We start from the raw sequence: 9,937 nt of genomic DNA on the forward strand, positions 1-9,937 counted from the left end.
GGGCGTGTCCTTCGGGCCGGGGCGACGAGGAAGCGCCCGGTGGTACTTGCGGCGGACAAGTACCACCGGGCGCTCCCGGCCTGAGGGGGTTCTCCTGACCCGAGGGCGTCAGTCCTTGCGGCGCCCGGACATCCAGACGAAAACGAGGATGCCCGCGAACAGGAACAGCACGCCCTGGTAGACGGCCGCGTACCCGGCGCCCGCGACCAGCCACAGCGAGAAGCCGAACGCGCCCAGGCCCAGCACCGCGTCGCGGACGAGACGGGCGCCGGCCACCTCGCGCCCGCCGCGCACCAGCCAGTAGAGCTGGGCGGCGGTGGAGAGCAGGTAGGGGACGGTCGCGGTGAAGGTGGTGATCAGCACGAGGGCGTCGAACGCGCCCTTCGCGCCGGACGCGAAGTTGAGCACCGTCAGCACCGAGGCCAGCGCCACGCTGACCACGACGCCGAGCACCGGAACCCCGCGCTTCTCCTTGGCGAACGCGGCCGGGAACAGCCCGTCCTTGGCGGCCGCGTACGGCGCCTGCGCGGCCAGCAGCGTCCAGCCGTTGAGTGCGCCCGTCATCGAGATCAGCGCGGCCACGGCGATGACCGTCCCGCCCCACGAGCCGCCGAACATCGCGTTCACGGCGTCCGAGAACGGCGCGGAGGAGTGGACGAGCTCGTCGTGTGCGACGGTGCCGAACACCGCCAGCGTGCCGAGCAGGTAGACCAGGGCCGCGCCCGCCGTGCCGAGGACGCTCGCCCGGCCGACGTTGCGCTCGGGGTCGCGGACCTTGCCCGCGCTCATCGCGGCCGACTCGACGCCCAGGTAGCTGAAGAGCAGGATCGCCGCGGCGGCCGTCATGCCGCCGACCACGCCCTGGCCGGAGGCGTCGAACGGGCCGAGGTTCTTCGGGTCGAAGAAGCCGAGGCCGCCCACCGCGACCAGCGCCAGCGGGATGAACTTGAGGACGGTGGAGACGAGTTGGACGGCCCCGACGTACCGGGTGCCGGCCAGGTTCGCCAGCGCGGGCAGCCACTGCACGGTCAGCGCGGCGGCGATGGTGACCACGGTGGAGTGCTGGACGGGGACCAGCACGTCGAGGTAGCCGACGGCCGCGACGGCGAGCGCCGCGTTGCTGACCCACGTGGTGATCCAGTACGACCAGGCGGAGATGAACCCGGCGAAGTCGCCGAACGCCTCACGGGCGTAGACGTAGGGACCGCCGGTGCGCGGGTTGCGGCGGGCCAGCTGCCCGAAGACGAGCGCGAGCGCGATCGCGCCCACGGTCAGCACCGCGAACGCGACCAGGCTGACCGTCCCGAACGGCGCCACGGCGGCCGGGATCATGAAGATCCCGCCGCCGATGATGTTCCCCATCACGAGCGCGGTCGCGGTCGGCAGGCCGAACCGCCCGCCCGAACGGGAGGGGGAGGGGGTGGCGGGGCCCGCGTCGGTGGGCGGGGTCGGCCGGGGAGCCTGCCGGGTCACGGCCGGGCTGGTCTGCATGGGGGTGGTGCGCCTTTCCTGGTCCTGCTGCGCTCGGTGGAGCGACCGCCCATGCTCACAGAGAGATACCGCTCTGTACCAAATCGGTGGTTTTCGTCCGGCCGCACCAGGCCCGCCACCGCAAGATTTCCGGCCGGGCGTCCCTTGCACCGGCACTCGTCCGGCGGGGCGCTCACCATGATGATCACGGCGAACGCCCCGCCGGGTGCTCACGGCAGCCGCAGGACGAGCTTCCCGGTGTTCTCGCCGCTGAACAGCATCCGGAACGTCTGCGGGAAGTCGTCGACCGTGCCGTCGACCACGTGCTCCTTGACCTTGATCCGGCCCTCGCCGATCCAGCCGGCGATCTCGGCCGCGGCCTCGGCGTAGCGGCGCGCGTAGTCGAAGACGACGAAGCCCTCCATGCGGGCCCGGCGTACCAGCAGGGACAGGTAGTTGGCGGGGCCCTGGACGGCGGTCTCGTTGTTGTACTGGCTGATCGCCCCGCAGATCACGACGCGGGCGTGCATCGCGAGGCGGCTGAGGGCGGCGTCGAGGATGTCGCCGCCGACGTTGTCGAAGTAGACGTCGATGCCGTCCGGGGCGTGCGTGCGCAGCGCCTTGCGGACGTCCTCGGCGCGGTAGTCGACGGCGGCGTCGAAGCCGAGTTCGTCGGTGAGCAGGGCGCACTTCTCCGGCCCGCCGGCGATCCCGATCACCCGGCAGCCCTTGACCTTGGCGATCTGGCCGACCATCGTCCCGACGGCCCCGGCGGCGCCGGACACCACGACCGTCTCGCCCTCCTTGAGCGCGCCGACGTCCAGCAGGCCGAAGTACGCCGTCATGCCGGGCATGCCGAGGGCGCCCAGGTAGGTAGAGAGCGGCGCGAGCGCCGGGTCGACGCGCAGCGCGCCCTTGCCGTCCGACACGGCGTACTCCTGCACGCCGAACGCGCCCACGACGTGGTCGCCGACCTTGAACCCCGGGTGCCGCGACGCGACGACCTCGACCACCGACCCGGCCCGCATGACCTCGCCGATCCCCACCGGCGGCAGGTACGACGGCCGGTCGTCCAGCCACCCGCGCATCGCCGGGTCGAGCGACACGAAGCGCGTCCGCCCGACGAACTCCCCGTCCCCGGCCTCGCCGACCGCGCCGTCGACCAGCTCCCAGTCCCCGTCGCGCACCTCCCCGACGGGCCGGCGGGCAAGACGGACCTGGCGATTGACAGCGGACATGGGGGCGCCTCCAGTCGGTACGGCGATGACACGTGAGCGTGAGTCTAAGCAAGCGCTTAGTCATCTGGCCAGAGGGGGTGTGTCCGACCCTCCCGGTAGCCTCCGGGCGTGCACACCGAACTGATCGAGGGCGTCGTCGCGCCCGTCCGCCGCTCGTGGGCCGACTCGAACGTCGCCTCCGCCATCCGCGAGCAGCTCCGCCCGCGCCTGCGCGAGCTCGGCCTGTTCGCGGGCTCCGGCGACCTCGACTTCCCGGGCACGGCGAACCGCTACGTCCCGCACTTGGCGGTGATACCGGCGGCACTGGCCAGGACGGAAGGCGCGCTGCCCGCCGGCCGGACGCTCCTCGTGGTCGAGGTCGTCCCGCCGGGGTGCACCGACACGAACCACGCCACCTCGAAGCGCCGCCGCCACGCGCAATTCGGCGCCCCCGGCTACCTCCTGGTCGACCGCGGGGAACGCACGTGGACCCTCTTCACCCGGCCCGGCGAGCCCGACTACGCCCTCGTCGAGGGCCCGTACCCCCTCGGCTTCCCCATCCGGCTGCCCGCGCCGCTCGACGTGGAGCTGGCTACGGGCGAGTTCTGAGAGTCACGGCGCCGCGCAATTCCCAGCTCGCCCGGGTTGCTGTCCGTTCCGGCCGCTATGGGGGCCGAACCTTCAGTGGGCCCGGTCGGCCGGCTTCCAGCCGAGGGCGGGGCCGAGGCGGGTGGCGAGGTCGGTGAGGATCTGGACGTAGTCCTCGGGGGCGAAGGTGAAGGGCAGGGCGAACGCGACCTCGTCGATCTCCCGGAACGAGGCGTGGGCGTGGAGCTGTTCGACGAGCTCGTCCGTCGTGCCGACGAAGTCGCGCTCGAACAGCAGCCGGGCCGGGCCCTGCGGTATCCCGGTCCGGGGCGCCCGGGAGGCGGCGTAGGCCTCGTACGTGGCGCGCTGGGCGGGCGTGGCGCTGTCGGTGGGGATCACGACGAGCCCCTGGGAGACGCGGGCGCGGTCGCCGTCCGGGTGGGCGGCGCGGAAGGCGTGGACGAGGGCGAGCTGGATCGCCGCGAAGTCGTACGACTCGGCCTCCTCCTCCGGCTTCACGACGCTGCTGATCAGCAGGTTCAGCCCGTTCTCGCCCGCCCACCGCGCCGAGCGCAGGCTCCCGGCGCCGTACCAGATCCGGTCGGCGAGCCCGGGGGAGTGCGGCTGGACGCGCCGCGAGTACACCTCGATGCCCTCGGTCCCGGCGAAGTCGGAGGCGGATTCGCCCCGGACGAGGTCGAGCAGGCGCCGGGCGCGGGCCGGGCCGAAGTCCTGGTGGTCGCCGGTGTCGGGGTAGAGGGCGCCGCGCACCCGGTCGTAGTGGGCGGGCGGGCCGGCGCTGACGCCCGCGTTGAGCCGGCCGCCGGAGAGCACGTCGACGGTGGCGAGGTCCTCGGCGAGGCGCAGCGGGTTCTCCCAGCCGAGGGGCGTGACGGCGGTGCCGAGCTCGATGCGGCGGGTGCGCTGGCTGGCGGCGGCGAGGACGGCGACGGGGGAGGAGATGCCGTACTGGAGGTGGCGGTGGCGCAGCCAGGCGCTGTCGAAGCCGAGGCGTTCGCCGAGTTCGATGAGTTCGAGGGTGGTCTCGTGGCCGCGGCGCGGGTCGGCCTCGTCGAAGAGGCCGATGGTGAGGAAGCCGAGCTTGCGCAGCGGTCGTGGGGTGGTCGACGACGGCATGACGGCCTCCGGGCGGGCGACGGGACGTTCAAGGGGTACGGGTCGAACCTACGCATGCCGTCCACCGCCCCACAAGATCGCCGGCGGACCGTCAACGCAGTCGCAACCCGCCCGCCACACGGCGCAACACGACGGGCCCCCGCCCACGGTGCGGAGGCCCGTCGTCACCCGGAGGTCAGCAGCTGCGCAGCTCCGGGCTCTGGTTGCGGATCTGGTTGTGCAGGGACGTGAACTCCCGGTACGCCTCGCTGGTCTCGGCGCCGGGCCGGAAGGCCGCGACGCGGTGGCAGTTGACGAACGCGAGGGTCACGTCGAAGTGCCGCTCCAGGCTGCCGCGGATGGCGTTGCTGGCGAGGGCGCGGAGCAGCTGGGCGCGCTCCTCGTCGGTGGGGGTGGTGTTGTCGTTGACGAACTCCTCGTCGCCGGCGGCGAGTTCGGTGCTGAGGCCGGCGACCACCTGGTAGGCGTAGGGGAGCGACGTGCGGACCGTTTCGACGAAGTCGGCCTCGTCGACCTCGCCGTGCGCGGCCTGGGCGAGGAGGGCGGGGGAGACGTCGAGCGACATGGGGGTGTCCTTTCCCGGGGGTGTGTGGGGATGGTGGTGCCGAAGGCGTCAACGGTTAACGAAGATGAAAACCATTGCTACATGGACTGTCCTCGACGCCCTGATGTCCTGTCAAGTACGGCGCGGAGCGACCGCCCCCGCCGCGCGCCGCCCCCTCCGCTTCACTCCCCCGCCCGCTCCCTCGCCGCCATGACGTCGTCGCCGTGCCGGAAAGCCCAGGCGCCGGTGGACGCCCGGGCGATCGCGCCGCCGGTGGAGTACGCCGGGTAGCCCCCAGGTCCAGCCGCAGGCCCCGGTCCTCAGCCCGCGGGTTCGGGTGCCTTGTCGGCGACGGGGGCCGGGACCTTGGGGACCTTGATGACGAACACCGCCATCACCACCGCCAGCACCGCGAACACCAGCCCCATCTCGAACGCCCGGGAGATGCCGTGCACCAGCACCGCCGACGAGTACGGTGCCGGCAGCTTCCCGGTCGCTCTGAACTGGAGGGCCTGCTGCGGCGTCGCCGCGTGGAGGAACTTCGCGACCTGCTGCTGTGCCTCGTTGCGGCTGGCCGTGCCGTAGACCGTCACCAGGATGGACAGCCCGAGCGAACCGCCCACCTGCTGCATCGCGTTGAGCGTGCCGGTGGCCGCGCCCGTCTCGTGCGGGGCCACCTGCGACACGACCGTCAGCATGACCGGGACGAATATCGAGCCCATGCCGAAGCCGAACAGCAGCGTCGGCCCGAGGACGCCGGAGGCGTATGTCGTGTCGAGGGAGATCCGGGTCGCCCAGAAGACCCCGCCCAGCACCAACAGCGAGCCCACGACGAAGAACGGCTTGGCCCCGAACCGGACCTGGTTGCGGGCGGCGAACTGCGCCGCGGCGACGATGGCGACACTGATCGGCAGGAACGCGAAGCCCGCCCGCAGCGGGCTGAACCCGAGGATCTCCTGCACGAACAGGGTGATGAAGAAGAAGATGCTGAACATCGCCGCGGCGAGGCACAGCATCAGCCCGAACGCGCCCGCGCGGCTGCGGCTGCGCAGCAGGTGCAGCGGGGTGATCGGCTGTGGCACGCGCCGTTCGTTCAGCAGGAACGCGGCGAGCAGGACGACGGCGAGGCTGAACGCGAGGAGCGTCACCGCGTCCGTCCAGCCGTGGTCGGAGGCGCGGATGAACCCGTACACCAGGGACACCATGCCGGTGGTGGCCGTGAACGCGCCCAGGAGGTCGAAGCGGCCGGGGTGCCGTTCGGACTCGTTGATGTAGAGCGGCGCCAGCAGGGCGATCGCGATGCCGATCGGCACGTTGACGAACAGCACCCACCGCCAGGACAGCCAGGAGGTCAGCATGCCGCCGAGCAGCAGCCCGACCGCGCCGCCCGCACCGGCCACGGCCGAGTAGACGCCGAACGCGCGGTTGCGCTCGGGCCCTTCCTTGAAGTTGGTCGCGATCAGCGCGAGCGCCGTCGGCGAGGCGATCGCGCCGCCCAGGCCCTGGAGCGACCGGGCCGCGAGCAGCCACGCGGCGTTCTGCGCGACGCCGCCGAGCAGCGAGGCGAAGGAGAAGACCAGCACGCCGACGATGAACACGCGCCGGCGCCCGAGGATGTCGCCGGTGCGCCCGCCGAGCAGCAGGAGCCCGCCGAACGTCAGGGTGTAGGCGTTGATCACCCACGACAGGTTGGTGGTGGAGAAGTTCAGCGCCCGCTGGATGTGCGGCAGCGCGATGTTCACGATCGTGATGTCGAGGACGACCATGAGCTGCGTGGCCGCGATGACGGTGAGCGCTATCCCCGGGTGCTGGCCGCGGCGGGCGGACGCCGGCGGAGCCGAGGCCAGGGCGTGGGAGGTGGCCATGGCAGGTCCCCCAATGGCTTTGGGAGCGAACGACGGGAGGGAACGGTTTCGTTCACTAAGACCGACAGTAGTCCCGGGCGCATTGGGAGCACAACGGGCATTACCGACGGTCGGCTGGTTCCGGACAATCAGTGAACCGAGGTGTGAACGGGATGAACGGGTGGAACGGGTGGAAACCGTGCCGTGCTACCCGTTCGTGCGGAGATCCAGGTAGGGGAACAGGTCGATGAAGGGTCTGGCGGTGACACGGACGCTCCCGCCGAAGGGGTTGTCGAAGTCCCAGATCATGAACAGCAGGAAGGCGATCAGCGCGCTGAAGCACCCGGCCAGCGCCAGCTCCCGCGGCGTGTGGCGGATCTGGAGGGCGAAGAGCATGCCGACGGTGATGGCGGCTCCCGCGATCAGCCCGATCCAGACCAGGCCGGGCATGGTGGCGCCGGCGTACTGACCGCGGGCGCTCCGGGCGTCGTCGGCGACGGTGATCCGGTCCAGGATGGGCAGGTAGGACTGCGCCTCCAGCTCGGTCGTGGGCGGCCTGGTGGCGACGTCGGCACGGACCTGTTCGAGCAGCTGGGTGCCCTTGTCGGAGATCGTTCCGTGATCGCCCATGTACGTCCACTCGACCCGGACGACGTACGACACGTAGGCGTCCACGTCCGCCCTGATCTTGTCGCGGACCTCGGGCGGGTAGACCGCCGCACGGTCCCCGACCTCGTGGAGCGCCTGGGCCTCGCGGAGCACGTCGTCCTCGGCGGCGACGCGCGCCTGCCAGACGCCGGCGATCGCCAGCCCGAGGACGATCGCGTAGACGATCCCGATCATCATCGTGATGTACTCGATGACGTCCGGAGTCTCGTCGTGTCTCGGCTCGGTGCTCTGGTGGCGCCGCAGGAGCACCACCGCCCCGGCGACGAGGCACGCTGCGGCCGCGGCGACGACCAGCGCCACCCATGGACCCATCGGAACTCCCTCTCACTGGCTGGCTTCTACGGTCGGCGGCCCGGTCCTTGCGACGCGGGCGTCGGGGCGTCCGGTGACGAGGCGTCATCGCCGGCCCTGCTCATGGCCGCCGCCTCGGCCGCGCCCCGGGCGCAGCGCCGCCGCCGCGATGACCGCGGGCACGAGGATCAGCAGCATGGTGGCCGCCATCGGGACGCCCGGGTGGTACGGAGGCGCGGTGGTCGGGCCGGCCGGCGCTGCGCGGAACGTGGGCGCCCGGGTGGGGGCCTGGGTCGGCCACGCCGGGCTCGGGCGGGGGGTGTCCGGTGCGACCGGACTGGCCGCCGCAGGCCCGGTGGGTCGGGGCGACGGCTGTGGTCCGGTGGCGGCCGGGTTGGCTGCGGCGGGGGCGGGCCCGGCGGCGGGGGCAGCGGCGGCCTGGGCCGGATTCTGCGCTGCGGGTGCGGGTGCGGGTGCGGGTGCCGGTGCCGGTGCTGCCGGCGGAGGTGGTGCCGGGGCTGGCGGCGGCGCGGAGGGCGGGGCCGGAACAGGTGACGGACTCGGAAGCGAGGGCGACGGCGACGGCGAGGGCGACGGCGACGGCGAGGGCGACGGCGAGGCGACGGGCGGGGGCGAGGTGGGCGTCTGCGTCGGCGTGGTGGAGGGGACTGGTGAGGCAGTCGGCGTGGGTGAGGGGCTGGGTGTCGGCGTGGGGGACGGGCTCGACGGCGGGGTGGGTGTCGGAGTGGGCGTCGGAGTGGGAGAGGGCGTCGGAGTAGGGGAAGGCGTGGGTGTCGGACTCGGGCACGGACGCAGGTGGTGATGATGGTGATGGTGGTGACCACCGTGGTGGTGGCCACCGCGCTCGTCATCGTCGCCGTCGCCGTCGCCGTCCAGGCGCCCGGCGCCGGCGCTGTCCGAAAGCGTCGGCGATGGCGTCGGCGTCGGCGTCGGCGCAGAGGTGGGGCACGGCCGGTGATGCTGGTGCGGAGGCCGGTGGTGGTCACGCTCCGGAGCGATGGTGACCTCGACCGGAGCGGTCCCGCCCACCCGGAGGCACACGCAGAAACCGGCCACCGGGCCCGCCGGATGCCCACCACCGTGGTGCCCGGCGCCCGCCGCCGACGCCCCGCCCACCAGCACGCCCACGGCCACCACGCTCGCGACCGCACCCGCCGTACGCACCCACCGGCCGGGGCGGACGCGTCCTGTGCCTGCCGGCAGCAGCCGCTCGACCTCTGGGGACCGGGGAATGAGCTCCACACCTCCCAGGGGGACGGCACAATGCGCGGCGGACTTCGATCGGGCGGCCCGACCGGGGACACGCGTGGCGCCCTCCGGCCGCCGTCAGGATCTCCCCGCGGTACTTCGTCAACCAACAGGCGCGCCGGGCACCTGCGGCCGTTCGGTCCAAGGGCGGACAGGTTCAGTCGCGCGGCCGTACACCGGCGTGTCGGCCGCGCGGGTGTCCGGTGGCTGGGCACGCACTCCCACCGCCTCGGCGCACTCAGTAGGATCTTCGTGTTCCCCGGTCACCCGAGACGGTTCGCGGTGTGGCCGTTTCGTAGCAGGTCCATCTGGAGGAGAAACCCTCATGGCTCAGGTCACCCTCAAGGGCAACCCGGTTCAGGTCGCGGGCGAGCTGCCGCAGTCGGGCAGCCAGGCGCCCTCGTTCACCCTCGTCGGTGCCGGTCTCGTCGACGCGTCGCTGAAGGACTTCGCGGGCAAGCGCAAGGTCCTCAACATCTTCCCCAGCGTCGACACCCCGACCTGCGCGGCCTCCGTCCGCAAGTTCAACGCCGAGGCCAACGAGCTCAGCGACACCGTCGTGCTGTGCATCTCGGCCGACCTGCCGTTCGCGCAGGCCCGCTTCTGCGGCGCCGAGGGCCTGGAGAACGTCAAGACCCTCTCCACCTTCCGCAACCGCGACTTCCACGCCGCCTACGGCGTCGACATCGCCGCGGGCGCCATGGCCGGCCTGACCGCGCGCGCCGTCGTCGTGCTGGACGAGAACGACAACGTCCTGCACACCGAGCTCGTGGCGGAGATCGCCGACGAGCCGAACTACGACGCGGCCCTGTCGGCCCTGAAGTAAGGCGCCTCCCGCTCCGACCTGTGGGGGCGGGCGGGGTGCCCCGCCGCGCCCCCCGGGGTGCGGCGACCACCCGGTTGGGCGG

At 72.6% G+C, this 9,937-nt stretch carries 9 protein-coding genes; 2 read left to right on the forward strand and 7 right to left on the reverse strand.

Annotation, left to right across the window (positions count from 1 at the left end; genetic code table 11):
• Positions 1 to 108: 108 nt before the first annotated feature.
• Both ACFVU9_RS23535 and ACFVU9_RS23540 read right to left on the reverse strand, forming a co-directional pair.
• Positions 109 to 1,491, reverse strand: a complete 1,383-nt coding sequence (locus ACFVU9_RS23535; RefSeq protein WP_380443037.1) for an amino acid permease — start codon at positions 1,489 to 1,491, stop codon at positions 109 to 111.
• A gap of 209 nt (positions 1,492 to 1,700) precedes the next feature.
• Complete coding sequence (locus tag ACFVU9_RS23540; protein WP_387596219.1) at positions 1,701 to 2,708, reverse strand: NADP-dependent oxidoreductase; 1,008 nt, start codon at positions 2,706 to 2,708, stop codon at positions 1,701 to 1,703.
• A 108-nt stretch (positions 2,709 to 2,816) separates the two neighbouring features.
• On the opposite strand from ACFVU9_RS23540, the gene ACFVU9_RS23545 reads away from it, so the two are divergent.
• Positions 2,817 to 3,296, forward strand: a complete 480-nt coding sequence (locus ACFVU9_RS23545) for a Uma2 family endonuclease (protein WP_387596222.1) — start codon at positions 2,817 to 2,819, stop codon at positions 3,294 to 3,296.
• Between the two features lie 72 nt (positions 3,297 to 3,368).
• Here the strand turns inward: ACFVU9_RS23545 and ACFVU9_RS23550 are convergent, their stop codons facing one another.
• The 5 genes from ACFVU9_RS23550 to ACFVU9_RS23570 all read right to left on the reverse strand — a co-directional run bounded on the left by ACFVU9_RS23550 (position 3,369) and on the right by ACFVU9_RS23570 (position 8,568).
• Positions 3,369 to 4,412: an LLM class flavin-dependent oxidoreductase gene (locus tag ACFVU9_RS23550; protein ID WP_387596225.1), complete on the reverse strand. Its 1,044-nt coding sequence runs from the start codon at positions 4,410 to 4,412 to the stop codon at positions 3,369 to 3,371.
• A gap of 175 nt (positions 4,413 to 4,587) precedes the next feature.
• The gene (locus ACFVU9_RS23555) at positions 4,588 to 4,977 is read right to left on the reverse strand and encodes an SCO5389 family protein (protein WP_380490708.1); all 390 of its coding nucleotides are present in this window, start codon (positions 4,975 to 4,977) and stop codon (positions 4,588 to 4,590) included.
• A 299-nt stretch (positions 4,978 to 5,276) separates the two neighbouring features.
• Positions 5,277 to 6,821 (reverse strand): MFS transporter, encoded by a 1,545-nt coding sequence (locus ACFVU9_RS23560; RefSeq protein WP_380490710.1) that lies wholly within the window; start codon positions 6,819 to 6,821, stop codon positions 5,277 to 5,279.
• Positions 6,822 to 7,007: 186 nt separating this feature from the next.
• Positions 7,008 to 7,781, reverse strand: a complete 774-nt coding sequence (locus ACFVU9_RS23565; protein WP_387596228.1) for a hypothetical protein — start codon at positions 7,779 to 7,781, stop codon at positions 7,008 to 7,010.
• A 100-nt stretch (positions 7,782 to 7,881) separates the two neighbouring features.
• On the reverse strand, positions 7,882 to 8,568 hold the full coding sequence (locus tag ACFVU9_RS23570; protein ID WP_387596231.1) for a hypothetical protein: 687 nt from the start codon (positions 8,566 to 8,568) through the stop codon (positions 7,882 to 7,884).
• A gap of 786 nt (positions 8,569 to 9,354) precedes the next feature.
• On the opposite strand from ACFVU9_RS23570, the gene tpx reads away from it, so the two are divergent.
• Entirely contained in the window at positions 9,355 to 9,855 is a 501-nt protein-coding gene (gene tpx, locus ACFVU9_RS23575; protein ID WP_359965739.1) for a thiol peroxidase, read from the forward strand.
• Positions 9,856 to 9,937: the final 82 nt, after the last annotated feature.

The organism is Kitasatospora sp. NPDC057936 (genome assembly GCF_042887525.1).
Classification (GTDB): domain Bacteria; phylum Actinomycetota; class Actinomycetes; order Streptomycetales; family Streptomycetaceae; genus Kitasatospora.

Excerpts from the sequence above, each read along its gene's own strand:
- ACFVU9_RS23535 (WP_380443037.1), bottom strand. The coding sequence starts at position 1,491 with ATGCAGACCAGCCCGGCCGTGACCCGGCAGGCTCCCCGGCCGACCCCG.
- ACFVU9_RS23540 (WP_387596219.1), bottom strand. The coding sequence starts at position 2,708 with ATGTCCGCTGTCAATCGCCAGGTCCGTCTTGCCCGCCGGCCCGTCGGG.
- ACFVU9_RS23550 (WP_387596225.1), bottom strand. The coding sequence starts at position 4,412 with ATGCCGTCGTCGACCACCCCACGACCGCTGCGCAAGCTCGGCTTCCTC.
- ACFVU9_RS23555 (WP_380490708.1), bottom strand. The coding sequence starts at position 4,977 with ATGTCGCTCGACGTCTCCCCCGCCCTCCTCGCCCAGGCCGCGCACGGC.
- ACFVU9_RS23560 (WP_380490710.1), bottom strand. The coding sequence starts at position 6,821 with ATGGCCACCTCCCACGCCCTGGCCTCGGCTCCGCCGGCGTCCGCCCGC.
- ACFVU9_RS23565 (WP_387596228.1), bottom strand. The coding sequence starts at position 7,781 with ATGGGTCCATGGGTGGCGCTGGTCGTCGCCGCGGCCGCAGCGTGCCTC.
- tpx (WP_359965739.1), top strand. The coding sequence starts at position 9,355 with ATGGCTCAGGTCACCCTCAAGGGCAACCCGGTTCAGGTCGCGGGCGAG.